This window comes from Oceanobacillus salinisoli (assembly GCF_009733865.1).
GTDB classification, from domain to species: domain Bacteria; phylum Bacillota; class Bacilli; order Bacillales; family Amphibacillaceae; genus Oceanobacillus; species Oceanobacillus salinisoli.
In genome coordinates, this window is record NZ_WOFB01000001.1 from 325,609 (window position 1) to 350,999 (window position 25,391).

The window sequence follows — 25,391 nt, forward strand, 5'->3', positions numbered from 1 at the left end:
CTTTTAAACTGATTAATTGGAGACTAGGACAATCAGAGACTGATGAAAAAAGCACCTTTTTTAAAAAGGTGCTTTTTCAAGTGGTCTCGGACAGGTTCTACGTGCCCGAACGAACTTAAGAATCATTCGAAAGGAAACGTAGAGATTTTCTACGTGCCTGAATGAGCACGGGAGTCAACCAAAAGGAAACGTAGAAAGGCTCTAGGTGCCCGAATGAGCTCGGCAATCACCCAAAAGGAAACGTAGAATGATTCTACGTTCCAAATGAACCTGGGAATCACCCAAAAGGGAACGTAGAGGAGTTCTAGGTGCCCGAATGAACTTGGGAATCACCCAAAAGGAAACGTAGAAGAGTTCTAGGTGCCCGAATGAGCACGGGAGTCACCCAAAAGGAAACGTAGAAGAGTTCTAGGTGCCCGAATGAGCACGGGAGTCACCCAAAAGGAAACGTAGAAAGTTCTAGGTGCCCGAATGAACTTGGGATCACCCAAAAGGAAACATAGAAGAGTTCTAGGTGCCCGAATGAGCACGGGAGTCACCCAAAAGGAAACGTAGAAAGGTTCTAGGTGCCCGAATGAACTTGGGAGTCACCCAAAAGGAAACGTAGAGATTTTCTAGGTGCCCGAATGAGCTCGGGAATCAACAAAAAGGGAACATAGAAACATTCTACGTTCCCAAATGAGCACAGAATGAGCCAAGGAACGAAAGGGAGGTACACTTCCTTGTTTTGCCTTCAGACATAATGGGGTAAGCTACCTGTCCAATTTAACCGGAAAAGTCCATTATTTTATAGATAAGAAAGTATAAATTTGCACTTTGATGTCTAGATCCATCGCCCAGCGATTAGCGGACTTCCCTCACCTTCGTACGATAAAGAAGACTTGCCGATTGGTGAAACCAGAGCTTAGTCGCACTTATACCCTTGCGGTGAAAGTCAACATCGACTCTGGTTTTTAGGAAGGCCGACTAAAAGCGGGCTAGCGCTCAGGCGTAGGCATACCCCTATGAAGGGGCATGTTTCCCTTTATCTCCTACGGCAGTGGAATGTTCGATTAAGACCGCTGCTTTGCGCGGCAACATGGACCACCTGGCATGGCCAGGCGCAGTTCGTACGTCGCTAAACGGGCGCTTGCGCTTTTCTTAGAAAAAGGGTGAGAACCTACTATCTGTAGGAACTCACCCTAATACTTCAACTTATGTCTTGTTAATGGAAATTGTTTTGTTAATTTTTCAGTTTTTTAACACGTTAGGAAAGTATAAAATTTTAGCATGAAGAGGATTCGACGTAGTTAAAATTTTAATGTACCAAGTATAAGGAAAACTTAGACATTCTCTAAAGGACGAGTGAATGTGAGTTTTACTAATGCCAACGTAACTGTATTTAAATATTTTATGATGGGTTAGCTTCTTTCCATTCTGACTGCAGGACTATCCACTCGCCATCTGTATAGTACCAAATCGATTCAATGGTACCAAGCTTATCGGCATGATACGCTCCACTAACCTGTTTAAAACTTCGAAGACCATACCCTTTTCGGTCAGTTAATTTAACTGGTTCATAAAAAGCAATTGGATCAATCATAAGAGATCTGGACTTTGATAATTTACCTTCTTTATTATATATTTCCAGGCTAATATATTCCTCCGCCCGATTACTTATATCCATTTCAATCGGTTTCTCATTAGGAGAAATTCTAATTTCGGCTATAAACTGATTGGTAAATTCTCCGGAAACATATTTTAATTTAGGAAGAGGTATCTCTGCCAGCTCATTGTCAGCAATGGTATGTAAATCATAATGATATAATCCTCCACCTCCACCAGTAGGACTCTGAAAAAGCATATCCTGTACTTTGTCATGATTTACATCCACGAATTGAATGGTTGGTTCATATCCATCACCATAATTAATTTTCCATCTGCCATCATCCTGACTTTTGCTTTTTATCTCCGCCCATATATTATGGAAATAGTCCGCATCTTTAGCAAAGGGAATTCCTTTTAAATTAATATCATCAAGTATGCCGTCACCAGTTACATCCGCTTGATATGTATCAATAATAACGGCTTCCTGTTCCTTTGAAATACCAGTAACAGGAACGGAAGAGGTGAGCGTAATGGCAGCAATTAGTACAAGTCGTAAAAACAACATCAGCAATTTCTCCTATTCCATCATTAAATCAATTTTATGTTATGTTGTGTTTGAATACGTAATTCTATTCACGTCTACATAGAAATGCTTTTTTTATATCCTGCAGTTTAGGATGGTTCTAGGTGGAAGTGTGGTGCCACGTAGAGCGGAAGAATTAATCGGTAAAGGACTTAATTACATTCTCTATTTATTCATTTTTTAAAATACTAAATCCCCCCTCAAACATCAAATAAAGATTCCCATTCTCATTTTCTAACAATAAATTTACAAAACATTATAACTTATTAAACATTAACTTTTTATAATAAAGATGAAAGAGGTGGTTTAGATGGCAAAAATGTTTATTCTTTTTTACGAGGCCGAGTGCCAGTTTATTCGGTATATGAACCAGTATTTTGAGCAAAAGTATGTAAATCTCTTTTTCCGTACGGTGACACACTTGGGAGGTGCAAAATTTACCATTGGAATTATTCTATTACTTAGTTTATTCACTAATCAATCCGTGCAAATCACAGCTGTTTCCAGTGCTTGTGCATTAGCCATTAGTCATATTCCTGTAGCAATTTCTAAAAAGCTACTTCCAAGAAGAAGGCCTTATTTAGTCCTCGATCAAATAAATGTTACACAAAACCCATTACAGGATCATTCTTTTCCATCCGGACATACGACTGCAATCTTTTCTATTGTTATTCCCTTTATTCTATATGAACCAATACTTGCTCTTTTGTTATTACCTATTAGCTTCCTAGTGGGACTCTCGCGTATTTATTTAGGATTACATTATCCCTCAGATGTTCTTGCTGGTGTTTTATTAGGAAGTTTTATTGGTGTTGGATCATTTGTCTTCTGGGATAGTCTGTTTAATATATTAGTCTGAAGTTACCTTTTCATCAATTGTGGAAACTCATAAACCGAAATTTTGGTGCTTAGAATGTACTAATGTGCTAAAGGACCTAAGGATAAATGGATATTGTCACGTGATGAACTGGCTGTATGACCCTTAGAGAGAAGAATTCGGGGCACTTCAATAAATGGGGATTGGGCAGTCAGTAAATTCTTAATTCGTTCATGCAACAATTAGTGGGGACGAAAAATCCCCTACTGATTGAGGATTCACATTTTAAGCGGAATGGTTGCTATAAAATAACTTCCCTGTAGCCCGCGAAAATTTTTTGATGGAGGTCAATCATGAAAATTGCTATTTTTACGGATACGTATGCACCTGAAGTAAACGGAGTGGCAAAAACATTAGAACGTTTGACCGCGTATCTAGAAAAAAATAACGTGGAATTTCGAGTGTTTGCACCAAAAAAGCATAATTCGGACCTATTTTCAAAAAACATTCACGGATTTACCAGTTTGCCATTTTTTATTTATAAAGAATGTCGGTTGGCAATACCTAACATGCCGCTGGTAAAGGAAGAGCTGATGGACTTTCAACCCGATTTGATTCATGTTGCGACACCTTTTAATGTTGGGTTATGTGGATTATATTATGCGAAAAAATTGGATATTCCGATTGTTGGATCCTATCATACCGATTTTGATAAATATTTGGACTATTATAATCTTCAATTTTTAACAAAGATATTGTGGAAATATATGGGCTGGTTTCATCGTCCCCTCCGTAAGATTTTTGTTCCCTCTATGGATACGAAGCAGCATCTACAGCGTCATGGATTCACGAATCTGTCCATCTGGCCAAGAGGTGTAGATTGTTCCCTGTTTCATATGAATTTTGATAAGCAAGTTATAAAAGAAAAATACGATATAAAAGAGAAGTATATATTGCTTTATGTTGGGAGGATTTCTCCAGAGAAGGATATTATGTTATTGCCTAAGATACATGCATCCCTACCTGATGGTATAAAAGACGAGGTGCATTGGCTAATTGTAGGGGATGGACCTGATAAAAAAGAATTAGAGCAGGTAGCACCACGCAACATGTCGTTTGCTGGTTTCTTGTCAGGGGGAGATTTAGCACATGTGTATGCTGCCGCCGATTTATTTGTTTTTCCTTCTGCGACGGAGACGTTTGGAAATGTAGTTTTGGAATCTATGGCAGCAGGTACACCGGTTGTTGGGACAAATGCTGGTGGTGTTAAGACGATTATTCAGGATAATCAGACAGGTGTATTATGTGAAGAAAAAAATTTGGAACAATTTGCATCAGCGATCGTTTCCTTATTAGCGATGGATAATAAAAGGGAGATAATGGGGTTAGAGGCAAGAAATTATGCCCTTACTCAATCATGGGATGCTATCTTTTATAATCTTCTTTTGGAATATGAAGAAGCGATTCAAAAAGATGTGGAAACGTTCTATGCTTAAGATTCGCAATGTAATCTAAAAGCGTGTATTCAAAAAGAGGGATGAAAAGGACAGTGCAGTTCGGGATGAGCTGAGCCGTCACCACGAGTGTACAATGAAAGGTACATGAAGGAGCGGTAAAGCAAACCCTATGTCGAAAAAGTGTCCTTTTCATCTGGCTTTTTAAATTTGTTTAGTCTGTAATCTTTTTCTTCTTGTTAATGGAACTTACAATCGATGCAATAGCTCCATCACCTGTAACATTCGTAGCTGTTCCAAAACTATCCTGTGCAAGGTATAAGGCTATCATTAGCGAGACCATCGTTGGTCCAAAACCTAGCATGCTTTCGAGCAATCCTATTGCAGCCATGACCGCACCACCTGGAACACCAGGTGCTGCAATCATTGTAACACCGAGCATTAAAATGAACGGCAAATAGGATTGAAGGGAAGCTGTTTCTCCCTGAAGGAATAAAACGGCCAATGAGCAGCTTACAAGTGTTATCGTACTACCCGATAAGTGAATATTGGCAAACAAAGGAATCGTGAAGTCTACCACATTTTCACTCGATTTGACCTGCTTTGCCTGCTTTAAAGTCACTGGTATTGTGGCAGCAGATGATTGTGTACCGAGTGCTGTAAAGTAAGCTGGTGACATTTTTTTTAGCATGCCAAACGGGTTTTGTTTGCTTAAAGATCCTGCAATCGAATATTGGAAAATTAGATATAGTAGATGGAGAATAATAATCATCACAAATACTTTTAAAAACACACTTAAGATTGTTGCCACTTGCCCGGTATAAGTCATATTTGCAAATATCCCAAAGATGTGAAAAGGAAGCAATGGAATAATAAATTTCTCAATCACAAGTTGTACGATTTGGCGAAAATCAATCGTAACATTTATTAGTGTATCTCCTTTAATGACAGCCAGGCCAATTCCAAGTACAAAAGAAAATAAGAGTGCTGTTATAACCTCCATAGGCGGTGCTATTTCCAATGTAATAAATGCTTCACTTAAACCCTCTGTTGGATCGGTAAATGCTTGCAGGGATTCCCCGCTAAGTATTGCTGGATAAATATTTTTTGCAACAAGAAAGGCAAATAAACCTGCTAGCATGGTGGACAGATAAGCAAAACTTGCACTTATTCCAAGTAATTTTCCAGCACCACGCCCCATTGTTCCTATTCCCGGTGTAATAAATCCAATAATGATAAACGGAATGATGAAGCTTAAAAAGCTCCCAAACAATCCATTGAAAGTCGCAAATAAACGAATAAAGAATTCATTTGCAAACGAACCTATAAGTATACCCAAAATAATTGCTGTAATAATTCGGGCTAGAAGTCCAAATCGTTTCATTTCATCTCTCTCCCTGTATTTTAAGAATGTATATATTTTTCCATTTTACTACAAAATTATAGGAATACAATTAATTGTTTATTCCATAAAAAAGCACGCCTATTATGGCGCGCTTTTTATCGTATCCTAATGGGGCAATAATTTCAATCAAATCGTTTACTGCTGACCTTGCTGCTGTTGCTGTGTTCCACCCATACCAGTCATAAATGGCATCATTTTTTGTACAGTTTGGCCGAGATTTTGATTATTTCTAGTCATTGTATAATAAGTTGCAGCTCCAACACCAATAGAAGCAACGATTGGTAACCAATTCTGATTCCTCATTTGCATCCCTTATCATCCTTTCCAAGATTGCCCTCATTATAAAATGGGCGGATTTGTCCGTTGTCTGAAGGCCAGACATTTATAGGTTGGCACAGTTTGAACCGTTACATGCTAGGTATCATCTACCAGTTACGGCTAAAGGTTCTTGGGCTGCATTCATACCTGCCAGTCTTCCGGTAACAAGTGCTGAGGTTATATTATACCCGCCAGTGTAGCCATGAATATCAAGGATTTCTCCACAAAAATATAGTCCATGCATCAATTTGGATTGCATTGTATTTGGTACAATTTCTTTAATGGAAACTCCACCACCAGTTACAAATGCTTTTTCCAAAGGAAGGGATCCATTTACTTGGAACGAAAAGTTTTTCATCGTATGTACGATTGAACGGATTGTTTCCTTAGAGACATTGGCACATTTCTGATCATCGCTGACTTTATTTTGATTTAAAATATATGTTAATAAACGTTCAGGGACCATGCCTTTAACGATATTTTTAAATGCCTTCTTCGGGTTATCATTTGCTGTTTTCATGATGTTTTGAAATATTGTTTCTTCATGTTCATCAGGCAGGGAATCCAAAACCATTGGAACTTTGTCGCGGCCACGCATTAATTCCTTTACAACAAACTGTGAACAGCGAAGTACGGCAGGCCCGGAAACACCGAAATGTGTAAAAATCATATCCATCCGGTGCTGAATGATTGGTTTATTCCTTTTATTTAATACAGATAAGGTCACATCTCTAAGGGAGAGACCTTGTAAACTTTTATTTTTAATAAACTCTTCGTCTGATTTAAGCGCCACCTCTGTTGGGTAAAGCTCGGTAATGGTGTGTCCTGCTTTTTTGGCCCAGGCATATCCATCGCCTGTCGAACCAGTGTGGGGAACCGCTTTTCCTCCCGCAGCAATAACGAGTGCGGATGTTGTTATTTTTTCGCCTTCTTGTAAAATAACGGTGTGTTCATTTTCATCATAGTGAATCGCTTTAACTGGTGTATTTAGCTTTACTTTCACGTTGAGTTCTGCCATTTTGTTGACTAGCGCATCGACAACGGATTGGGCCGAGTTGGATATTGGAAACATTCTACCATGATCTTCTTCTTTAAGTGCAACGCCCATATTTTCAAAAAAATCGATGATATCGTAGTTATTAAAAACAGAAAAAGCACTATATAGAAACTTCCCATTTCCCGGAATGTGTTTAATAACTTCATCTTCTGGCAGTCGGTTGGTTACATTACACCTGCCGCCACCAGAAATAGCCAGCTTCTTCCCTAATTTCTTTCCTTTTTCAAGCAGTATGGTTTTTGCGCCATGCTCAGCTGCAGCAATCGCAGCCATTAACCCGGATGGCCCTCCTCCAATAACGACTACATCATAATTCAATGTTCTTCATTCCTTTCGCTAGTATCATACCACTAACATTGGTACTTACTCAATTTCCATTCGAATATATTTGAAACTAGAAAAAACATTCCAAGAAGTTATACTATTTATTTGCTACAAATCTGAATTATGGCTATGTTTTGAAGTTTGTTCTTTTAACATAAGGCGAAAGCTAATTTCTAAAGGTTTTTTTCGCAAAGTTTGTTGTTATAGAATTTATATAAACTTCAGACTAACTTTAAATGATGTAGGAGCACCAACTTACCGCTACGGAAATACACTACGACTTCCGTGGGTGACCATAAAGAAGCAAATATCAACCGTTGTGAAAAATATCAACACAACGGGCGCACATATCAACCAGTATATGCGAGATATCAACCATTAGAGGTCATTTATCACTCGTGTTTAGACTTTAGCAGGGCGGGCACTACTGAGTAATCTTCTTTGTTCCCTTGCGCCGAGGAAGCCTACTACGGAGCGTTAATAGAAGACTAGAGGCACACTTACGGTTTTCATTGATGAGGCTTTAGGTCGTACCCACGAACCGTAGTATTCTACCGGAGCGACTGCATGCACACAATTATCATTAGAACAAGCGAGAGCATCACCATAGGAATTTTCATTAGTCAGGAGTTTATATCAAATATGGAACAACTTTTCTGCCACTATATCGATAGAGTACGACTTAAGTGAGTGTACTGTTGATTTTCGCTGGGGGACTTCAGACACGTGCTGTTCCGGCAGGAGTCGACTACCTTCTGCCCCAATCAATTATTCTTAATAGTAATTAGCTTATATTTGGTTCACAGCAGCACCATGCAAATAATGTGAAGTGAATAGAGAATCAAGGTCTACGGAATAGTCAATAAAAAATCTTATGCAGCTAATGATGTTACGTTATCTGTCCGAGCTTGTGATATGATAAAATTACGTGTATGTATAAATAGAGAAATGATTTGAAAATGAAATTAGAATTTAGAAATTAAGGTGAAAACATGTCGAATATCGTAAAAGGTGCATTTATTTTAACGGTTGCATCTTTTTTATCCAAATTTCTCGGAATGATCTATGTTATTCCGTTTAACGCGCTAGTAGGTGAAACAGGTGGTACGTTGTTTAGTTTTGCCTATACGCCATATAGTATATTCATTAGTCTTTCTACGGTTGGTATTCCTGTTGCTGTATCTAAGTTTGTTTCCAGATATAATTCGCTGGGGGATTATGAATCCGGAATGCGGATGTTTAAAGTAGCTAGTGTGATCATGGCGATTACGGGTTTTATTGCATTTTTAGTTATGTTTTTGAGTGCGGAATGGCTTGCCCAGTGGATGATTACAAGTGAGAATCCAGAGAATATCACAGTGGAAGACGTCACTTTTGTTACGCGGATGGTAAGTGTTGCATTGCTGATCATTCCAATTATGAGTATTGCCCGCGGGTTTTTCCAGGGGCATGAATCGATGAAACCGACAGCCGTCTCACAGGTAATTGAGCAAATTGTACGCATTGCTTTTATTTTAGTAGGTGCTTTCATCATTATAAAAGTATTAGATGGTTCGATTGTAACAGCTGTTGGATTTTCTACATTCGCGGCGTTTATTGGTGCATTAGCATCCTCTGTTGTACTTATGTATTACTGGAGAAAAAGCAAACCGCATTTTCATCAGAAGCTTCAACTACAAAAACAATCCTATTCTATTTCAACAAAGGAACTGTTAATGGAGCTGTTCAGCTATGCCGGACCATTTATTTTAGTTGGACTGGCTATCCCATTATATCAATTAGTTGATCAGTTTACGTTTGAAAGAGCCATGGTTGCAGCTGGATTAAAAGAAACATGGGAGCTGGCATATGGTGTCATAAACTATTACGGACATAAGATTGTCATTATTCCAATGACGATAGCAACTGGTTTGTCACTATCCCTTCTTCCAACATTGACAAAATCCTTTACACAAAATGACCGGAATTTATTAACTCAGCAAATTAATCAGGCATTGCAAATTGTTCTAGTTCTTGTTATACCAGCAGCGGTTGGTATTGCTGTTCTTTCTGAAGAAGTGTATGGTGCATTATTTGGTCTTAACATTATTCATATTGCAGGACCACTCTTAGCTTGGTATGCTCCAGTTGTTTTATTATTTGGTTTATTCAGTGTTACTGCAGCTATTCTGCAAGGTATTAATGAACAACGATTTGCAGTCTTTAGCTTATTGGCAGGACTATTGGTTAAAATACTGTTAAATGCACAGTTAATTCATTGGTTTGGTGCAAAGGGTGCGATATTTGGTACTGCCTTGGCTTCAGGAATCGCCGTTCTGCTTAATTTCTGGCAAATCAAAAAAGCAATTGACTTTAGTTATAAACAAACAGGCAAACGTACTCTGCTAATTGGGATTTTCGTTATAATTATGATAGTGGTGATATGGATTGTGAAAGCTGTGTTTGGTTTGTTTATACCTGAAGACACTCGATTGGGCATAATCTTAATGCTTGCATTAGGAGTTAGTATCGGTGGGGGAGTATATTTATACCTGGCCAATGTTTCTACATTGCTGGAACGTGTCCTGGGAAAACGGATCTCTATAGACTTATTAAAAAGGAAACGCAGCAGATAGTTTGGAGGAAGGGATATCATGCGATTAGATAAGCTATTAGCAAATATGGGCTATGGGAGTAGAAAAGAAGTAAAAACAATTCTGAAGAAAAAACAGGTAACCGTAAATGATGTGATTGTAAAAGATGGCAGCAAACATATCGATACAAATCAGGATATGGTAAAAGTAGATGGAAATAAAGTGAACTATCAAAAATATATTTATCTTATGATGAATAAGCCTTCAGGGGTTATCTCAGCAACCACCGATCAACGTGAAAAAACGGTAATTGATTTGTTAACGGATGAATATCGATTATTTCAGCCGTTTCCAGTAGGAAGACTGGATAAAGATACAGAAGGGCTGTTACTTCTAACGAATGATGGGGAGCTTGGACATCGCTTAACATCACCAAATAAAGAAGTTGGAAAAACTTATTTTGCCAGAATAAAAGGAAAAGTAACCTCCGTTGATGTGGATAAATTTAAACAGGGAATCATACTGGATGATGGTTATCAGTCTAAACCGGCTGAACTCAATATCCTTCAAACTGGTGATATATCCGAGATAGAGGTCACCATTACGGAAGGGAAATTTCATCAAGTGAAACGGATGTTTGAGGCAACTGGAAAAAAAGTGAACTACTTAAAACGGCTTCGCATGGGCAGGCTAGAGCTAGATGATTCGTTAGATGTGGGTGAATATCGGGAACTGAATAAAGAAGAGTTAACATATTGTCAATCATTGAAATAGGAGGAAAGCTCATGGGAAATGCACCGCATTATTTTATTGCCATTCATTTACCAGAGCATCTACAGGATTTCTTTTCCGTTTGGCAGGATGCATTATATGATAAGTTACCGTATAAGCAATGGTATAATAAAAAGGACTTGCATATTACATTAAAATTTCTCGGTGCAGTAGAGGAGCAAAAATTTGCCGAGCTTCACAAAGCATTAAAAGAAGTTAAGAATTTACCTGCATTTAATGTGAACGTAGGTTCTATAGGAACGTTTGGAAATCCAAAGAAACCACGTGTTCTATGGGCAGGAGTAGAAAAAAACGATAATATAATGGCTGTTTGGAAAAAGGTAGAACAAGCCGCAATTCAAGTAGGCTTTCCTAGAGAAAATCGGGAGTATCGCCCCCATATTACATTGGCTAAAAAATGGATGGGAGAACAAGCAGCTTCCTATGATGAAGTTTTGTTTCATATAAAAAAGGACTTTACTGCAATTGAAAACATGTTCGTTGATGAAGTAACTATTTTTCAAATTCATCCTTCCAGAAGTCAGAAATATGAACCGGTAGGAAGGTATTCATTGAAATCTTGAGATGACACAAACAGATATGAAGGGGGTGATTGTCATCGCACAATTAATAAAACTGCAAGATTATATCTCCCGTTATGAATGGGATACGTTTAGATATCCTACACAATACATCCGTGTTAAAAAACAGAACTGGGATAAATTGTATGAGAAGTGGGCTGAACCGGAACGTCCTGTTTATTTTGAAGCAGAAGCACAGAATGAATCGGAGGAAATGTCTACATTCGCCAAGTTTAAAGCCTTGTTCAGGAGAGAATCGCTTCTGGATTCCGAAGAAGATGAAGAGCCAGTATCCGAGCCATTACCGGATACGGAAGAGGAACTAAAACAATATTTTTTAGATAAAATATTCCACTTCCAATTAAAATGGGCTACATCAACGGTTAATCGAATTTCTTTTGTACATAAAAAGTATTATGACGACCCATTGTTAAAATATTTACTGCAGCGTTTTCCAGATACATATCTGTTGATGTATTATCCTGTCTTTAATATAAAGAAGGCACCAATTGATGGGGAAATTCTCTTGATTTCACCTATTGGTATTGAGATTATTTATTTTATGGAAGAAGATGAACAAGCTGTTATTATGGCAGGGGATGAGCGAACGTGGACGGTACAAAAACCGAATTCCTCCGCGAAAGTTTTAAACCCGACAATAGCCTTAAAGCGAACGGAACATATTATCAACCGTATTTTACATACGCATGATGTAGAATTCCCAGTTTATAAAACCGTGCTTTCCCGCACCAACTCCATTGTATTTGCAATGAAGCCATACCAGACAGAGTTAATTGGAAAGAATGAGTATCCAAACTGGTTTCAGGAAAAGCGCAAGTTAACGTCCAGTTTGAAAAATAAGCAGCTTAAAACAGTAGAATTACTGCTCCGTCATTGCCAATCCATTTCTGTTCAGCGTCCGGAATGGCAAGAAGATGTTAGCTTACGTACGATTGGCGATTTGGAGGAATCGTAATTTACCCACGATGCAAAGTATGAGAAACAACGAATGGTCATGTTGCAGGATGATTCAATAAAACAGCCCTCCGTAAAGCTGGAAGAACTTGAATTAGTAGAAAATTATACAGTAACTTAAAGGCGTTGCTTTGTACAAACTGGATAAAAAGCAATTATATGGTTGTAATTTGAACTTTATACCTATAAAATATGTAGAGGAATGCTAATTTTGAAAGATGTGAAGACTATATGTTGGAATGGCTTGAACAAGCATTAGGGGATGGTTGGAAGTTAACACCGGCTGGTGGATTAACTGGAGAAGCATTTTTTGCCAAAAAGGAAGATAAACGGCTGTTTTTAAAGCGTAATTCTTCCCCGTTTTTAGCAGTGCTGTCAGCAGAGGGAATTGTCCCGAAGCTTGTATGGACAAAGCGTATGGAAAATGGAGATGTTATTACGGCACAAGAATGGCTGGAAGGACGAGAATTAAAACCGCATGATATGAAGGATCAGCGAGTGGCTGATCTTTTACATAAAATTCACCATTCCACCGAGTTACTCGATATGCTTATGCGACTTGGAATTATGCCTTTAACTTCAGATGACATATTCCAATCGATAAAAAAAGAACTTCATGCTATGAATTTAGTTAATAAATATAAAGAGGTTGAAATTGCATTAGGTAATCTTGAAATATTATTACCTAAAACAAGAAATCAGAAGCTGGTTGTTTGTCATAGTGATTTGAATCATAATAACTTATTAATGTCCAAAGAAGGACATCTTTATTTGATTGACTGGGACAATGCAACGATTGCTGATCCAGCTTCTGATTACGGATTGGTTTTAAAATGGTACATTCCAAAAGAAAATTGGGAAGACTGGCTTAAAAAATATGGAGTGGAAGAAGACGATTATATACTGGAACGAATGTATTGGTATTTACTACATGACTCACTCCATTATTTAGTATGGCATCTAAAAAGAAAAGAGCCCGCAAAAGTAATTGAAAGATTGCGGGATTTACAAGAACTGAACGAACAAGTCGAGGACTTAGTGTAAATTAGCATTTTCTATTGCACTCATCCAAGTTTCTAAATTTGTTTTATTTGCTGTGATATGTTCTTCCATATTTTGGGCGTTTTCGCCTTGTCTTCCGTAATTATAAATTTCCGGAAGCAGTTGCAGTAGTTGTTCATCATTTATTTCATTATTTGCCATCATATTTTTTACTAATCTCTTGATTTGCTGATATTCAGATACTTCACCACAGCAGCCAACACATTGTTCATCAAGAATATCGTGTAATAAGGTTAATAAATTATTTTTGTTTAGTGTCATCAGAATCACCTCATGGCACTATTTTTTGTCATATTAAGTTTTCTATACTTGTTAAAAATCAACAAAGAGAGGTATGTTATATGCGTCAACGCAATAAACCATGGGCCGACGATTTTCTAAAAGAACACCAGCATTTTATTATACCAAATCCAACAGAACATAAAGGGAAATGGAAAGCTTTATTTAAAAATGATAAACCGATTCATATTGAAGTTGGAACGGGAAAAGGTCAGTTCATCGTTGGGATGGCAAAACAATACCCAGATATTAATTTTATCGGGATCGAAGTAGCGAAAAGTATTATCGTAACGGCAGCGCAGAAAGTTTTGGATTCCATACCAGAGCATGACAATATTTTATTGTTAAATGAAAACGCCAATGATCTAAGAGAAATGTTTGACGAAAATGAAGTTGCAGGCATTTACTTAAACTTTTCTGATCCATGGCCAAAGAACCGGCATGAAAAGCGGCGATTAACTTATAAAACATTTTTGGAACAATATCAGAAAATCCTTGACCCATCTGGACAAGTTATCTTTAAAACGGACAATCGGGGATTATTTGAATATTCTCTTGTCAGTTTAACTGATTATGGGATGAAACTGGAGGAGGTAAATCTCGATTTACATGCCATCGATGATCCGACTAATGTCATGACAGAGTATGAAGAGAGATTTTCCGCAAAAGGCCAGCCGATATATCGATTAAAGGCAAGTTTTTAGAAAGAGGAACTATACAGGCATAGAATTTAGATTCTTTAGCCTTATAGTTCCTCTATTTATGTAGTGCCTAAAAAGGAATGTGAACGACTTTACCGTATGCTGGTAGTTACGTCGCACTGTATTCTAAATGTAACATAAATTTTTTTGCAAAAAGCAACAATCTTTTTAGAAAACAGCCTATAAAAAAAACGGACAAAATGTGCCCTTGCCTATTTTTTTATTGGTCAAGATACGTATCCTTCTATTTGGAATATAGTAAAAATGTCTAAGTTACTAAAGGAGGAATACGATGGAAGCACATACTGATAGCAGACCTAAGCATTTGGCATGGCATGAGACGCTTGAAATTCATGAATTAGTTGCCTTTCAATCCGTTAGTTTAATGAAATTAAAACAGTTCATCGGTGATATTCGAGACTCGGAACTGCGCGCACTTTATGAACATACCATTCGTGGTGTAGAAACTAACCTCAGAGAACTTCTTGAATTTTATGCATTGGCTCCAAGAGAGGAAGAGGATGAAGACAGGAATTTGGATACAGGATTTTTCGCAGGTGATTTACTGGCATTTGCGAAAACATCTGTACGAAATTATTCAATCGCCATTACTGAAACAGCAACACCTATATTAAGACAGACGTTAAACAAACAATTACAACGGGCAATTCAAACGCATGAGATGGTATTTAATTATATGTACAAAAATAGTCTTTATCCATCATATGATTTGGAAAGATTGCTGAAAAATGACGTGAAGCTTGCCAATAAAGCATTAAAGATGAAGTATTAAAGTGCCATTGCTGCGAAGAAAAAACCTGTATGGAATGAGAGTATCATTTCCATACAGGTTTTTCTTGGGTCTTGATTAATTAGTTATTGCGATTGTTGTTACGGTTACGATTACGATTGTTGTTATTATCGTTGTTGTTGTTGTTGTTATCGAAATCGTTGAACTCGTTCTCGTTCGCAAACTCAACATTGTTTACATTGTTGTTGTTATTATTGTTGTTATTGTTGTTGTTGCGATTACGATTGTTGTTGTTATTCGCCATTAATCGACCCTCCTATTATAAATATTAGATGAAATACTCTTTTTGAAAAGGGTTTCTTTTCAAAATGAAATTTCACCGACAAGACATATTCTGTCCAATATCCTAAAAATAAACCTCAATATCTAATAGATTTATTTTTAATAAAATTCTTAATACTGGTCGGGATAGCGCGTTGCTTGCTTTTCCGTTTCTCATGTACCAATTAATGTACACTCCGGTGACGGGAGCAACGCCGCCTCGAGCTTTTCGCTCTATTTTATCACGTGATTAACTGGGTGTAAGACCCTTAACAAAAAGAATTCGAGATGCTCCAAGAATGATAAGTGGGGGACGACGGCCAATAATCCCCTGATTCGTTCATCTAAGGGATGAAATAAACCCCCACTGATTGAAGATTCACTTTATCCTCCTTTTTGAACACGCACTAAAAGAAGTTTCTTCTATTCATATTCATTATTCGGGGTTCCCTCGAATAAGATAGGATAGATTGTCTAATTGAGACAAGCAGTTCCAGTAAGGAGGAACTTCATTGAAACCATTTTTGACAAAGTTTGGACTAGTTGTAGCAGGAGGCGCTATTCAAGGGCTGGGAATGGGTTTATTTTTATTTCCCCATTCCATTCCATCAGGCGGTGCAGGAGGAATTACAGTACTATTGAATTATTGGTTGAATATCGGAATGGGGTTAGCGCTTTGGATTGTAAATTTCGCTTTATTGTTAGTAGGTGTGAAGATGCTGGGAAAACGGTTTGCTCTATGGACGATTGTATCCATTACAATGACTTCCGTTTCCGTTGACTTTTTTGAACAATATTTTACGATTGCGAATAGGCACCTCGTCTATGATTTGATTTTTGGGTCGTTTTTTTTAGGTACTGGTATTGGGATATTGATGCGTCAAGGTGTTTCCAATGGTGGAATAGGTGTGGTAGCGCTAATTATCTCTACACGAAAAAAAATACTTCCCGGCAAACCGCTATTCATTATTAATATTTGTATTTTCCTGTTTACTTCGATGATTATTGACTGGAAATTAATTTTTTTGGCTCTGATTAGTCAATGGATTTCCACAAAAGTAGTTGACATGGTATGTGAAGTATCTTTTCAACAAACCTATACACTGGATTGGAGAAAAAAATCATAAGTTTACATATAGTTGTATTTGATCTTGTTTTTTTTATGCTTTTTCCCATCTTTGCCGTTCACATGTACTAATAATAAAACTAATAATCCTACTATAAACGTAAAGGACGCAATGGATAGAAACATTCCAGTCCTGGACCAGTCCATTAATCGGGTAAATACGGGCGGACCTAGAGCAACACCTAAGAAACGAACAGATCCATATAAGGAAGAAACAAATCCTCTGCGTTCCTTGCCGACTGCACCGGTAATTAAACTGTTCACACAAGGAAGAACCAAACCAGCGCCAACACTGCTAAGGGCAAGCACGATAAGGAAAGGAATCAGTTTTTCGAAAAGAACAAGTGATCCATAAGATATTGTCATAAATAGCAGACCTAAAACGGAAAGCCGCTTCATCTTCTCCAAGTTCTTCCCAATTTTACTTCCAGTGATATAAGATGTTGTTACCATGACAAGTAATGGGATGGCAAGAATAAGACCTTTTGGAACACCATTAATATTGTATTCAGATTCCAGTACATCAGATAGATAAAAAAGAATTCCGAATAAGGTAAATAGACAGGTGCCTCCAGCTAAATAAATCGTAAATAGCCATCTGCCTTCATGTTTAAATACGCTAAGAAGCCCTTTGACATATTTTCGAAACGGTGGAGGTGCTTGGCGATTACTCTTTTCTTTGACAAATATCCAAACTAAAATAACCGAAATTAAGCTAATAACGGGAAAAGCAAAAAACACGGAATACCAAACAATTAATGCTAATAAGGATCCAAGAATCGGTGATAATACTTTACCTAGACCATTCGATGCTTCAAAAATCCCGAGAATTCTGCTTCGTTCTCCACCTTTAAATAAATCACCAATTAATGCCATTGCAATTGGTGCTGTTCCTGCCGCTCCAATTCCTTGTATGATCCTTCCAATAATAATCCAAACATATGCATTGGAAAAAACAGCGGCACCGAGTCCAGCAAGTAATGCTCCACCACCAAATAAAAGCAAAGAAGGAATTATGACAATTTTACGGGAGAAGCGGTCCGATAAGTAACCAACAATGGGAATAAGGATTGCAGCCGCGATAGAAAACACTGTTATAGTTAAACTGACCTGTAACTGAGAAAGGTCCAGAGAGGATTTCATTTCCGGCAGAATGGGAATCAACATGGAATTTCCCAATGTCATCATTAGTGGAATCGAGCCAATAGCAGCGATTACCATTCCCTTATTTTTTTTCTTCAACGTTCTTACACTCCTTGTGAGGAAATTATTTCACATTAATCGGTGGTGCGACTATCCAGCCTTTTTGTTTGGCCAGGTTAAGGAGATTTTGTTCGTATTCTTCTCTTTGGCTATGAAATTCACCAAATAGTGAACGAATATCTTCACGAATTGCAATTCCAGTAACATAACTGGATAATATTCTCCCTTTCATTAGCTCATTTTGAATGAGTACCGCTATCTCTGGATCATTAAAGCGGGCACCTGCTGGAATATCTTCCACTTCGACATTAGGTCTGTCTGGTGGTGCAGGTGGCAATCGAATACCAGCTTCTTTTAAAATTCCTTCCACCTGTTGTTCTTCTTGCGTTAAACAGCTCTCTACTAAATCCTCCAGATATGTTTTTAATTCCTGATCTCCAGTGTGATTAATAAAAACCTGCATGGTTACCAGAAGATTTTTTGCGCTGTATAAATAGGACCATAAATGATAAACCTCTCCGGAATGAAATGGTTCTTCCGGGGGGTTATTGTTTAACAAACCCATAATATCCCTCCTGTTCATTTGCGTATATAGTTTGCCTTAAAAGATAGATATTATCCTTTCAGAAATCAGGTGATAAAGAAATTGACCTAGGACAGGAACCTACTTTTATTTCATACATAGGCTAACATCAGAGATGGAAAGCAAAGAACTTTTAGAAAGGATTTGAACATATGAATAAAAAAAAGATATGGCTACTTATGATTATTCTTTTTTCTTCTGTTCTTTTTGCAGGATGCAATGATAATAGCAATGCTGCATCAGATTCAGAAGACAAAGAGCAAGTGGTGCGGATTGGGTATCAAAAAAATGGACCATTAATCATTTTGAAATCCCTTGGGACATTAGATGATCGACTGGAATCGATGGGATATTTAGTGGAATGGAATGAATTTCAGGCCGGCCCATTACTAGTGGAAGCACTTAATGCGGAGAGTATTGATTTTGGCCGAACCGGTAATACTCCACCAATTTTTGCGCAAGCTGCAGATGCTCCATTTGTTTATGTTGCTGTCGGTTTTTCCAAATATAAAGGAAGTGGAATTTTAGTCCCACAAGATTCCGATATTCAACAACTTGAAGATTTAAAAGGGAAGACAGTTGGTTTTTCAAAAGGTTCTAGTTCCCATTATTTAATAGTAAAAGCATTAGAGAAAGCTGGTCTGGAATATTCCGATATTAAACCGGCATATTTAAATCCCGGAGATGCAAGGGTTGCCTTTGAACAAGGGACAATTGATGCAAAGGCGGTTTGGGATCCTTACACAGCATCTACGGAGATTAATTCCAATGGAAGGCTATTAGTGGATGGAGAAGGGTTGACAACAGATCGGGATTTCTTTGTTGCAACAAGGGAATTTGCAGAAAATCATGGGGACCTTATGGAAGTCATTTTAGAAGAAATTGAAAAATCCTCTGAGTGGGCGAATACGAATCATGATGAGTTGGTTGAAATGCTCGCCCCAATATTAAATATTGATGAAGCCTCTGTTGAAAAGTCTGTCAAAAGACGCGTTTATGGTATAGAGGAAATAACTGACGACATTATAGAGGAACAACAGGAAATTGCTGACGTATTTTATCAGTTGGAGATTATTCCTAAAGAGCTAAATGTAGAGGAAGTAATGAAGTAATGGGGTAAGAAGGGAGGAATCTTTATATGAAATGGGGCATAAAAAGTTCAATGGAAAAATTCCTTCCATGGTTTATACCTATTTTGCTGATCGGCGGATGGCAATTTTTATCATGGACTGGAGCGATTCCAGAAAGAATATTACCTGCTCCATCACAAATTATTCAGGCTGGCTTTGATTTAACGGTGACAGGAGAGCTGTACGACCACATGTCCATCAGCTTGTGGAGAGCATTGGCGGGGTTTTTAATCGGTGGAATTATCGGTTTTCTGTTTGGCTTACTGAATGGAGTTTTTCGGTTTGCGGATTTATTTTTCGATACATCGATTCAAATGCTTCGCAATATTCCACATCTTGCTTTAATTCCCCTTGTCATTTTATGGTTTGGAATTGGAGAAACTTCAAAGATCTTTCTTGTGGCACTGGGGGTTTTATTTCCAGTGTATATCAATACGTATCATGGAATAAAAACGGTAGATAAGAAATTAATTGAGATGGGGAAAGCGTATGGATTAAGGGGAAAAGAGCTATTTTTTCATGTGATTTTGCCTGGGGCAATGTCTTCCATTCTAGTAGGCATTCGATTTTCGCTCGGAGTGATGTGGCTGACTTTAATCGTAGCGGAAACCATTTCTGCACAGTCTGGCATCGGATATATGGCGATGAATGCCAGAGAATTTATGCAAATGGATGTTATTGTACTTAGCATCATTATCTATGCATTGTTCGGGAAACTATCCGATATGATTGCCAGATATTTTGAAGGAAGATTACTGAGATGGAATAATTAACTTTGATTTCATATTGCTGGATTTAAAAGCATAAAGAGAATTAGCTAATCAAGGGGGGGAATGGAAATGAAACCGTTCGGGCAGCAGGGGATCAACGTTTCCATGAAAAAGGTTGAAAAAAATTATGAGGACCGTGAAGTTTTGAAAGGATTGGATTTACAAATAAGGGAAGGCGAATTCGTAGCAATCGTAGGTAAAAGTGGCTGTGGAAAAAGTACTTTGTTACGACTGGTTGCCGGTTTAGAAAAGGTAAATGGGGGATCAATAGAACTGGATGGAGGACCTCTAAAGGGGTTAAATAAACAAGCGCGAATGATGTTTCAGGATGGCCGACTACTTCCATGGAAACGGGTCATCGACAATGTACGCTTAGGCCTGCCTTCTCATATGAAAAATAAAGCGATTCAAGCTCTTACTCAAGTTGGATTGAAGGATAGGGTAGAAGATTATCCTTCCAAACTTTCAGGAGGGCAAAAGCAGCGAGTGGCATTGGCACGTGCATTGGTTCATGATCCAGCTTTACTCCTTCTGGATGAACCTTTAGGTGCGCTTGATGCTTTGACACGCTTGGAGATGCAAGCATTGATTGAATCCTTGTGGAAACAAAGAAAATTCACCTCTATTCTTGTAACACATGATGTGGAAGAAGCGGTGGTTATTTCAGATCGGGTCATTTTAATTGAAAACGGAAAAGTGAGCTTAAATCAGCCCATTCATTTACCCAGACCACGTCAACGTACCAATCCCGCTTTTTCTATGTATGTAGATGAAATTTTATCACGCATTCTGAATCGCAAAAACAATAAAAACTATAGTATGGTCGTAAATAAAGAGTCAGAATCACTTTTTAACTCCATAAATAATTAAGGCGACTCCTAAAAATATCCAAAAGAATTTAGAATATGATATTTTATCGGATATCCCAACGATTCCAATGGTTGTTGTAATAATTAATATTAAAGGACCGACAAAAGCAAGAGAACTATTTATAATGAGGGCTTTGTCCACCTCATTTAATTTAATCATCAGATAAGCGGCAAATATTTCAATCGAACCGGAAAGCAAACGCAATAATGCCATTGCAATAACAGCTTTTTCTATTAAGCTAAACATCTTTTTCCTCCTGTGACATGTGCTAATGACATTATATGCACAACTTGTCCATTTAAAGACTTAAAAAGAGAATCTTTCATCGTTTTAGCTGAATGTAAACAAAACCTCTCTCCAGTAAAATGGAGAGAGGTTTTGTTCCACGTTAGGAAAGTATAAAATTTTAGCATGAAGAGGATTCGACGTAGTTAAAATTTTAATGTACCAAGTATAAGAAAAACTAACACATTCGCTAAAAAACAAGCGAATGCGAGTTTTTCTAAGATAAATTTCGGGAAGTGACAGGCATCATCAGTCTTTTTTCTTAGTTTTGGGGTCGATTTCTTCACTGTATTCTGTTTGCATATGGTGGCTGCGCATAAAGTCTTTTTCTAATCCTGCAAATACTTGGCTTTTCATATAGCGGTGAAAGAATATTTCACAAATAGCAATAATAAGTGCGGCAATAAATGCAGCAGATTCTACCGGAATATTAAATGCAAACATTGCATTTCCAAGTGCCCAAATTCCTAAATAGGCGAGCACAAAGTCACCAATTACCGCTAGTACGTTACCTATTCTCGGTAACAGAAAGACATCACCAGCAAATGCAGCTGCAGATAGGAGAATACTTGTAGTTAAGATTTCTCCAAATGTAACACCATAAAAAAGTCCTAAAACAATCCATAGAATGGCGGTTGTTAATACAAATTTCATGATAAATGCTGTGAAATAACGCATGTTTTCTCTCCTTTCCTGTTTTCGGTTATTTTGTCCTTTATTATTGGAATTATTCGGTTATGAATCTGGATAAACCGAGTGCTGTTGGTTACCCTAACTGTAAAAAGAGGAGGGGTCCAAGTTTTATTGCAGAATTAAATCATGTACTATAGAAACAGAATCATTTTATCGACGAATAACACAAACGTAAAAATGAATAATATTCGACAAAGTTCGGGAGGTGACAGGCACCTATGTATAAATTGTTATCGCATAATGATTTAGATGGTGTTGGATGTGGAATTGTTGCGAAACTTGCTTTTGGGGATGATGTAAAAGTACGTTACAATTCCATTGGAGGATTGAATCGGGAAGTAGAATGGTTTTTGGATAACGAAAAGGACACATTTTTATTTATTACGGATTTATCTGTAAGTGAGGAAAATGAAAAACGATTGGAAGCGTACTATAAAAATGGTGGAAAACTGCAGTTCATTGATCATCATAAAACGGCATTGTCCTATAATGATTACGATTGGGGCCATGTTGTTGTAGAGGATGAAGAAGGAAAATTAACATCAGCAACCTCTTTATTATATGAATACTTAGTGAAACATAACTTACTTGAGCCTTCTGATGCCGTTACGGAGTTTGTTGAACTTGTGAGACAGTATGATACATGGGAATGGGAAAAAAATGAAAACGAAAAAGCGCAGCGGTTGAACGCGTTGTTTTTCCTTGTATCGATTGATGAATTTGAAGAGACGATGATAAAACGTCTACAATCAAGCGAACATTTCTATTTCGACGAGTTTGAAGAAAAAATTCTCGATATGGAAGATGATAAAATCGGACGGTACATTCGTAGAAAACGTCGGGAGCTTGTACAGAAAAAGGTTGGAGAATTATATGCTGGAGTCGTTTATGCGGAATCCTATCACTCCGAGTTAGGCAACCAGCTAGGTAAAGAAAACCCACACTTGGACTACATTGCGATTTTAAATATTGGTGGAAGAAGAATGGGATTTCGCACCATCCATGATCACATTGATGTATCAGAAGTAGCGGCAAGATTTGATGGTGGAGGACATGCGAAAGCGGCTGGCTGTTCGATGAATGACACAGCCTTTAAATTGTTTGTGGAGGAAACCTTCCATCTTGATCCATTGCATGAGGATTCCAGAAGAAATCGCTTTAATGTAAAAGCGTCTTCTTTTGGTGCATTATATCAAACTCGTTCCGATGATATTTTTCTTATCTACCCTAAAGACGAAGACCACTGGTTCATTCAAAAAAATGAAGAAAAAATGGAGCATACCTTCTCTCATTTTCAAAATGCGGAGATTTTTCTTAAGAGAAATTATCAGGCATGGCTGGCCAGAGATGAAGTGTTTGTTAAATATTTAATGAATCAGGTGAAAGAACGAAAATAAAAGGAGATTGGGACAAAAATATTCTACTAAAAGACAAATCCGGACTATGATTCAGAATTTTTCATTTAGAATTCTGAATTCGTTCGGACTTTTCTTTTTATAAGCTCTCATATCATAAAATCATTTACCTTTAATACGGATCGTTTAGCTTGTCCAAGTCTTTATTTGTTCGGGTTGTTTATAGGAGTGTATTTAAGGAAAAAATGATGACAAATGAACTTATACGGAGGCTCCTATGGCAAAGGAAATTACAGGAAATCATGTAAAATTTGCAAAGCGAAATGTCTCGGCCGGCATATTATTTGGACTTGGCTTCGTTGCATTTATAGATGAGACGGTCTTTCATCAATTATTGCACTGGCATCATTTTTATGACCAATCAACGACAGAGATTGGACTTGTTTCAGATGGATTATTCCATGCGTTCAGCTGGTTTGCAACAGTTGCCGGTTTATTTCTTGTTGCAGATCTTCGTCGCAGGCAGGCATTTTGGTTGAAACGATGGTGGGGAGGAATGTTGCTTGGTGGAGGGGCATTTCAACTGTATGATGGTGTGATTCAGCATAAGTTGATGAGAATTCACGAAATTCGCTATGTCGAAAACGTTCTCATCTATGATGTAGTGTGGAATATCATAGCGGCACTTATGATTATAGCTGGTACCATCATGATTGCGAGTACTCGCAGTCAATTAAGAGGTGTTTTCAATGGAACATAACGATCCAAGTTTAGGAACGCCGATAGAAGTATTACTTTTGATTCTCTTTGGCTTACTGATTGTATTTTACATTTTTGCTGGTTGGAGTAGTAGCAGGAAAGAACATCTAAGAACATGGCCTATCTATAGATATATTTTATGGATATTCGGTATATTATCAGCATTGACTGCCATAATTGGGCCTCTGGCAAATCGTGCACACCATGATTTTACTGCACATATGACTGGACATCTTTTAATAGGAATGCTGGCACCGCTTTTAATGGCACTCTCAGCACCATTAACTCTTTTGCTCCGTACACTTCCAGTGAAATCAGCTAAAGTGGTAACTCAGTTATTGCGAACAGTCTTTATAAAGAGGATAACCCATCCTATTGTTGCCTCTATTTTAAATATTGGTGGACTTTGGGTGCTGTATACCACTGATTTATTTGCCTTCATGCATAACAATATCTTATTGTTTTTATTCATTCATTTTCACGTGTTTATGGCCGGGTATGTGTTTACTATTGCTATGATTTATGTGGATCCAGTTGCGCATCGATATAGTTACATTTTTAGATCAGTAGTGCTCATCCTCGCTCTTTCCGGTCATGCGATGTTATCTAAATACATATATGCTAATCCTCCTTTAGGTGTTTTGCAGGAACAGGCGGAAACGGGAGCAATGATAATGTATTACGGGGGAGATTGCATTGACGTAATCCTGATTTTTATTCTTTGCTATCAGTGGTATATATCCACAAAACCTCGTGAAAGTTTCAAATGGAATCCTTCTGCCTAATAGGGCATGGTCAGGGTATGGTAAAAAGATTTAACTAGTGATACGTTTATAGCAGTAATAAAACGTACTGGAGGGGATACGATGTTTTGGTTATATATTATTATACCGATTGCCATTATCGGAGGCATTGCAGTTTATTTTGAGAAAAAGTCGGGGATGACCCCACCGGATGAAAATAAACAAAAGGATCATTTAGTTCAGGTATTGAATCAGAATGAAAAAAATATGAGGGGACCAAAATAATCTTTGGATTTTGTAAATGGAGTTAGAATA

Annotated in this window: 26 protein-coding genes; 17 read left to right on the forward strand and 9 right to left on the reverse strand. The window is 37.7% G+C overall.

The window, feature by feature from the left end:
• Nucleotides 1–1,390: 1,390 nt before the first annotated feature.
• A complete protein-coding gene (locus tag GMJ66_RS01465) occupies nucleotides 1,391–2,152 on the reverse strand; it encodes a hypothetical protein (protein ID WP_156288563.1) in 762 nt (253 codons plus the stop codon).
• A gap of 328 nt (nucleotides 2,153–2,480) precedes the next feature.
• Here GMJ66_RS01465 and GMJ66_RS01470 point away from each other — a divergent pair, with 328 nt between their 5' ends.
• Entirely contained in the window at nucleotides 2,481–3,029 is a 549-nt protein-coding gene (locus GMJ66_RS01470) for a phosphatase PAP2 family protein (RefSeq protein WP_156288564.1), read from the forward strand.
• 311 nt (nucleotides 3,030–3,340) lie between these two features.
• Nucleotides 3,341–4,483: a glycosyltransferase family 4 protein gene (locus GMJ66_RS01475; protein WP_156288565.1), complete on the forward strand. Its 1,143-nt coding sequence runs from the start codon at nucleotides 3,341–3,343 to the stop codon at nucleotides 4,481–4,483.
• A gap of 172 nt (nucleotides 4,484–4,655) precedes the next feature.
• Here GMJ66_RS01475 and GMJ66_RS01480 read toward each other — a convergent pair whose 3' ends face one another.
• The 3 genes from GMJ66_RS01480 to GMJ66_RS01490 all read right to left on the reverse strand — a co-directional run bounded on the left by GMJ66_RS01480 (nucleotide 4,656) and on the right by GMJ66_RS01490 (nucleotide 7,539).
• Nucleotides 4,656–5,825 carry a dicarboxylate/amino acid:cation symporter gene (locus tag GMJ66_RS01480; protein WP_156288566.1) on the reverse strand — a complete coding sequence of 390 codons (1,170 nt, stop codon included), beginning with the start codon at nucleotides 5,823–5,825 and terminating at the stop codon, nucleotides 4,656–4,658.
• Between the two features lie 156 nt (nucleotides 5,826–5,981).
• On the reverse strand, nucleotides 5,982–6,155 hold the full coding sequence (locus tag GMJ66_RS01485; RefSeq protein ID WP_156288567.1) for a hypothetical protein: 174 nt from the start codon (nucleotides 6,153–6,155) through the stop codon (nucleotides 5,982–5,984).
• Nucleotides 6,156–6,267: 112 nt separating this feature from the next.
• Nucleotides 6,268–7,539, reverse strand: a complete 1,272-nt coding sequence (locus tag GMJ66_RS01490; RefSeq protein WP_156288568.1) for a BaiN/RdsA family NAD(P)/FAD-dependent oxidoreductase — start codon at nucleotides 7,537–7,539, stop codon at nucleotides 6,268–6,270.
• 998 nt (nucleotides 7,540–8,537) lie between these two features.
• Here GMJ66_RS01490 and GMJ66_RS01495 point away from each other — a divergent pair.
• From GMJ66_RS01495 to GMJ66_RS01515, 5 genes are all read left to right on the forward strand, one after another.
• Nucleotides 8,538–10,160 carry a putative polysaccharide biosynthesis protein gene (locus tag GMJ66_RS01495; protein ID WP_156288569.1) on the forward strand — a complete coding sequence of 541 codons (1,623 nt, stop codon included), beginning with the start codon at nucleotides 8,538–8,540 and terminating at the stop codon, nucleotides 10,158–10,160.
• A gap of 18 nt (nucleotides 10,161–10,178) precedes the next feature.
• Nucleotides 10,179–10,892, forward strand: a complete 714-nt coding sequence (locus tag GMJ66_RS01500; RefSeq protein WP_156288570.1) for a pseudouridine synthase — start codon at nucleotides 10,179–10,181, stop codon at nucleotides 10,890–10,892.
• 11 nt (nucleotides 10,893–10,903) lie between these two features.
• Nucleotides 10,904–11,473: an RNA 2',3'-cyclic phosphodiesterase gene (gene thpR, locus GMJ66_RS01505; protein ID WP_156288571.1), complete on the forward strand. Its 570-nt coding sequence runs from the start codon at nucleotides 10,904–10,906 to the stop codon at nucleotides 11,471–11,473.
• A gap of 1 nt (nucleotide 11,474) precedes the next feature.
• The gene (locus GMJ66_RS01510) at nucleotides 11,475–12,446 is read left to right on the forward strand and encodes an NERD domain-containing protein (protein WP_231514778.1); all 972 of its coding nucleotides are present in this window, start codon (nucleotides 11,475–11,477) and stop codon (nucleotides 12,444–12,446) included.
• 230 nt (nucleotides 12,447–12,676) lie between these two features.
• Nucleotides 12,677–13,489 (forward strand): phosphotransferase family protein, encoded by an 813-nt coding sequence (locus GMJ66_RS01515; protein ID WP_156288572.1) that lies wholly within the window; start codon nucleotides 12,677–12,679, stop codon nucleotides 13,487–13,489.
• On the opposite strand, the gene GMJ66_RS01520 is transcribed toward GMJ66_RS01515, so the two are convergent.
• Nucleotides 13,481–13,768 (reverse strand): YtzH-like family protein, encoded by a 288-nt coding sequence (locus GMJ66_RS01520; RefSeq protein WP_156288573.1) that lies wholly within the window; start codon nucleotides 13,766–13,768, stop codon nucleotides 13,481–13,483. The two genes, GMJ66_RS01515 and GMJ66_RS01520, sit on opposite strands and share 9 nt — an antisense overlap.
• Before the next feature lie 80 nt (nucleotides 13,769–13,848).
• Here GMJ66_RS01520 and trmB point away from each other — a divergent pair, with 80 nt between their 5' ends.
• The 3 genes from trmB to GMJ66_RS01535 all read left to right on the forward strand — a co-directional run bounded on the left by trmB (nucleotide 13,849) and on the right by GMJ66_RS01535 (nucleotide 16,686).
• The gene (trmB, locus tag GMJ66_RS01525; RefSeq protein ID WP_156288574.1) at nucleotides 13,849–14,490 is read left to right on the forward strand and encodes a tRNA (guanosine(46)-N7)-methyltransferase TrmB; all 642 of its coding nucleotides are present in this window, start codon (nucleotides 13,849–13,851) and stop codon (nucleotides 14,488–14,490) included.
• A 289-nt stretch (nucleotides 14,491–14,779) separates the two neighbouring features.
• The gene (locus GMJ66_RS01530) at nucleotides 14,780–15,280 is read left to right on the forward strand and encodes a spore coat protein (protein ID WP_156288575.1); all 501 of its coding nucleotides are present in this window, start codon (nucleotides 14,780–14,782) and stop codon (nucleotides 15,278–15,280) included.
• 791 nt (nucleotides 15,281–16,071) lie between these two features.
• The gene (locus GMJ66_RS01535) at nucleotides 16,072–16,686 is read left to right on the forward strand and encodes a YitT family protein (RefSeq protein ID WP_156288576.1); all 615 of its coding nucleotides are present in this window, start codon (nucleotides 16,072–16,074) and stop codon (nucleotides 16,684–16,686) included.
• A gap of 2 nt (nucleotides 16,687–16,688) precedes the next feature.
• On the opposite strand, the gene GMJ66_RS01540 is transcribed toward GMJ66_RS01535, so the two are convergent.
• Both GMJ66_RS01540 and GMJ66_RS01545 read right to left on the reverse strand, forming a co-directional pair.
• The gene (locus tag GMJ66_RS01540) at nucleotides 16,689–17,906 is read right to left on the reverse strand and encodes an MFS transporter (protein ID WP_156288648.1); all 1,218 of its coding nucleotides are present in this window, start codon (nucleotides 17,904–17,906) and stop codon (nucleotides 16,689–16,691) included.
• A 46-nt stretch (nucleotides 17,907–17,952) separates the two neighbouring features.
• The gene (locus GMJ66_RS01545; protein ID WP_156288577.1) at nucleotides 17,953–18,453 is read right to left on the reverse strand and encodes a DUF3231 family protein; all 501 of its coding nucleotides are present in this window, start codon (nucleotides 18,451–18,453) and stop codon (nucleotides 17,953–17,955) included.
• A gap of 170 nt (nucleotides 18,454–18,623) precedes the next feature.
• On the opposite strand from GMJ66_RS01545, the gene GMJ66_RS01550 reads away from it, so the two are divergent.
• The 3 genes from GMJ66_RS01550 (at nucleotide 18,624) to GMJ66_RS01560 (ending at nucleotide 21,241) form a co-directional block, all read left to right on the forward strand.
• Nucleotides 18,624–19,583, forward strand: a complete 960-nt coding sequence (locus GMJ66_RS01550) for a sulfonate ABC transporter substrate-binding protein (RefSeq protein ID WP_156288578.1) — start codon at nucleotides 18,624–18,626, stop codon at nucleotides 19,581–19,583.
• 26 nt (nucleotides 19,584–19,609) lie between these two features.
• Nucleotides 19,610–20,374, forward strand: a complete 765-nt coding sequence (locus tag GMJ66_RS01555; protein ID WP_156288579.1) for an ABC transporter permease subunit — start codon at nucleotides 19,610–19,612, stop codon at nucleotides 20,372–20,374.
• A 66-nt stretch (nucleotides 20,375–20,440) separates the two neighbouring features.
• On the forward strand, nucleotides 20,441–21,241 hold the full coding sequence (locus GMJ66_RS01560) for an ATP-binding cassette domain-containing protein (RefSeq protein ID WP_156288580.1): 801 nt from the start codon (nucleotides 20,441–20,443) through the stop codon (nucleotides 21,239–21,241).
• On the opposite strand, the gene GMJ66_RS01565 is transcribed toward GMJ66_RS01560, so the two are convergent.
• Nucleotides 21,215–21,487, reverse strand: a complete 273-nt coding sequence (locus tag GMJ66_RS01565; RefSeq protein WP_156288581.1) for a YqhV family protein — start codon at nucleotides 21,485–21,487, stop codon at nucleotides 21,215–21,217. The two genes, GMJ66_RS01560 and GMJ66_RS01565, sit on opposite strands and share 27 nt — an antisense overlap.
• A 288-nt stretch (nucleotides 21,488–21,775) precedes the next feature.
• Complete coding sequence (locus tag GMJ66_RS01570; RefSeq protein ID WP_156288582.1) at nucleotides 21,776–22,204, reverse strand: DUF2512 family protein; 429 nt, start codon at nucleotides 22,202–22,204, stop codon at nucleotides 21,776–21,778.
• Nucleotides 22,205–22,437: 233 nt separating this feature from the next.
• Here GMJ66_RS01570 and GMJ66_RS01575 point away from each other — a divergent pair, with 233 nt between their 5' ends.
• From GMJ66_RS01575 to GMJ66_RS01590, 4 genes are all read left to right on the forward strand, one after another.
• Complete coding sequence (locus tag GMJ66_RS01575) at nucleotides 22,438–23,616, forward strand: DHH family phosphoesterase (protein WP_156288583.1); 1,179 nt, start codon at nucleotides 22,438–22,440, stop codon at nucleotides 23,614–23,616.
• 235 nt (nucleotides 23,617–23,851) lie between these two features.
• On the forward strand, nucleotides 23,852–24,334 hold the full coding sequence (locus GMJ66_RS01580) for a DUF2243 domain-containing protein (protein WP_156288584.1): 483 nt from the start codon (nucleotides 23,852–23,854) through the stop codon (nucleotides 24,332–24,334).
• On the forward strand, nucleotides 24,324–25,118 hold the full coding sequence (locus GMJ66_RS01585) for a cytochrome c oxidase assembly protein (protein ID WP_156288585.1): 795 nt from the start codon (nucleotides 24,324–24,326) through the stop codon (nucleotides 25,116–25,118). The genes GMJ66_RS01580 and GMJ66_RS01585 overlap by 11 nt, the downstream gene beginning before the upstream one ends.
• An 81-nt stretch (nucleotides 25,119–25,199) precedes the next feature.
• Nucleotides 25,200–25,361: a hypothetical protein gene (locus GMJ66_RS01590; RefSeq protein ID WP_156288586.1), complete on the forward strand. Its 162-nt coding sequence runs from the start codon at nucleotides 25,200–25,202 to the stop codon at nucleotides 25,359–25,361.
• The last annotated feature ends 30 nt before the right edge of the window (nucleotides 25,362–25,391 follow it).

What these genes read in the sequence shown, in the direction of transcription:
- GMJ66_RS01475 (WP_156288565.1), top strand. Translation starts at nt 3,341, where the DNA reads ATGAAAATTGCTATTTTTACGGATACGTATGCACCTGAAGTAAACGGA.
- GMJ66_RS01555 (WP_156288579.1), top strand. Translation starts at nt 19,610, where the DNA reads ATGAAATGGGGCATAAAAAGTTCAATGGAAAAATTCCTTCCATGGTTT.
- trmB (WP_156288574.1), top strand. Translation starts at nt 13,849, where the DNA reads ATGCGTCAACGCAATAAACCATGGGCCGACGATTTTCTAAAAGAACAC.
- GMJ66_RS01510 (WP_231514778.1), top strand. Translation starts at nt 11,475, where the DNA reads ATGACACAAACAGATATGAAGGGGGTGATTGTCATCGCACAATTAATA.
- GMJ66_RS01470 (WP_156288564.1), top strand. Translation starts at nt 2,481, where the DNA reads ATGGCAAAAATGTTTATTCTTTTTTACGAGGCCGAGTGCCAGTTTATT.
- thpR (WP_156288571.1), top strand. Translation starts at nt 10,904, where the DNA reads ATGGGAAATGCACCGCATTATTTTATTGCCATTCATTTACCAGAGCAT.
- GMJ66_RS01465 (WP_156288563.1), bottom strand. Translation starts at nt 2,152, where the DNA reads ATGTTGTTTTTACGACTTGTACTAATTGCTGCCATTACGCTCACCTCT.
- GMJ66_RS01480 (WP_156288566.1), bottom strand. Translation starts at nt 5,825, where the DNA reads ATGAAACGATTTGGACTTCTAGCCCGAATTATTACAGCAATTATTTTG.
- GMJ66_RS01580 (WP_156288584.1), top strand. Translation starts at nt 23,852, where the DNA reads ATGGCAAAGGAAATTACAGGAAATCATGTAAAATTTGCAAAGCGAAAT.
- GMJ66_RS01575 (WP_156288583.1), top strand. Translation starts at nt 22,438, where the DNA reads ATGTATAAATTGTTATCGCATAATGATTTAGATGGTGTTGGATGTGGA.
- GMJ66_RS01530 (WP_156288575.1), top strand. Translation starts at nt 14,780, where the DNA reads ATGGAAGCACATACTGATAGCAGACCTAAGCATTTGGCATGGCATGAG.
- GMJ66_RS01550 (WP_156288578.1), top strand. Translation starts at nt 18,624, where the DNA reads ATGAATAAAAAAAAGATATGGCTACTTATGATTATTCTTTTTTCTTCT.
- GMJ66_RS01500 (WP_156288570.1), top strand. Translation starts at nt 10,179, where the DNA reads ATGCGATTAGATAAGCTATTAGCAAATATGGGCTATGGGAGTAGAAAA.
- GMJ66_RS01545 (WP_156288577.1), bottom strand. Translation starts at nt 18,453, where the DNA reads ATGGGTTTGTTAAACAATAACCCCCCGGAAGAACCATTTCATTCCGGA.
- GMJ66_RS01520 (WP_156288573.1), bottom strand. Translation starts at nt 13,768, where the DNA reads ATGACACTAAACAAAAATAATTTATTAACCTTATTACACGATATTCTT.
- GMJ66_RS01570 (WP_156288582.1), bottom strand. Translation starts at nt 22,204, where the DNA reads ATGCGTTATTTCACAGCATTTATCATGAAATTTGTATTAACAACCGCC.
- GMJ66_RS01590 (WP_156288586.1), top strand. Translation starts at nt 25,200, where the DNA reads ATGTTTTGGTTATATATTATTATACCGATTGCCATTATCGGAGGCATT.
- GMJ66_RS01565 (WP_156288581.1), bottom strand. Translation starts at nt 21,487, where the DNA reads ATGTTTAGCTTAATAGAAAAAGCTGTTATTGCAATGGCATTATTGCGT.
- GMJ66_RS01495 (WP_156288569.1), top strand. Translation starts at nt 8,538, where the DNA reads ATGTCGAATATCGTAAAAGGTGCATTTATTTTAACGGTTGCATCTTTT.
- GMJ66_RS01560 (WP_156288580.1), top strand. Translation starts at nt 20,441, where the DNA reads ATGAAACCGTTCGGGCAGCAGGGGATCAACGTTTCCATGAAAAAGGTT.
- GMJ66_RS01515 (WP_156288572.1), top strand. Translation starts at nt 12,677, where the DNA reads ATGTTGGAATGGCTTGAACAAGCATTAGGGGATGGTTGGAAGTTAACA.
- GMJ66_RS01485 (WP_156288567.1), bottom strand. Translation starts at nt 6,155, where the DNA reads ATGCAAATGAGGAATCAGAATTGGTTACCAATCGTTGCTTCTATTGGT.
- GMJ66_RS01585 (WP_156288585.1), top strand. Translation starts at nt 24,324, where the DNA reads ATGGAACATAACGATCCAAGTTTAGGAACGCCGATAGAAGTATTACTT.
- GMJ66_RS01540 (WP_156288648.1), bottom strand. Translation starts at nt 17,906, where the DNA reads ATGGTAATCGCTGCTATTGGCTCGATTCCACTAATGATGACATTGGGA.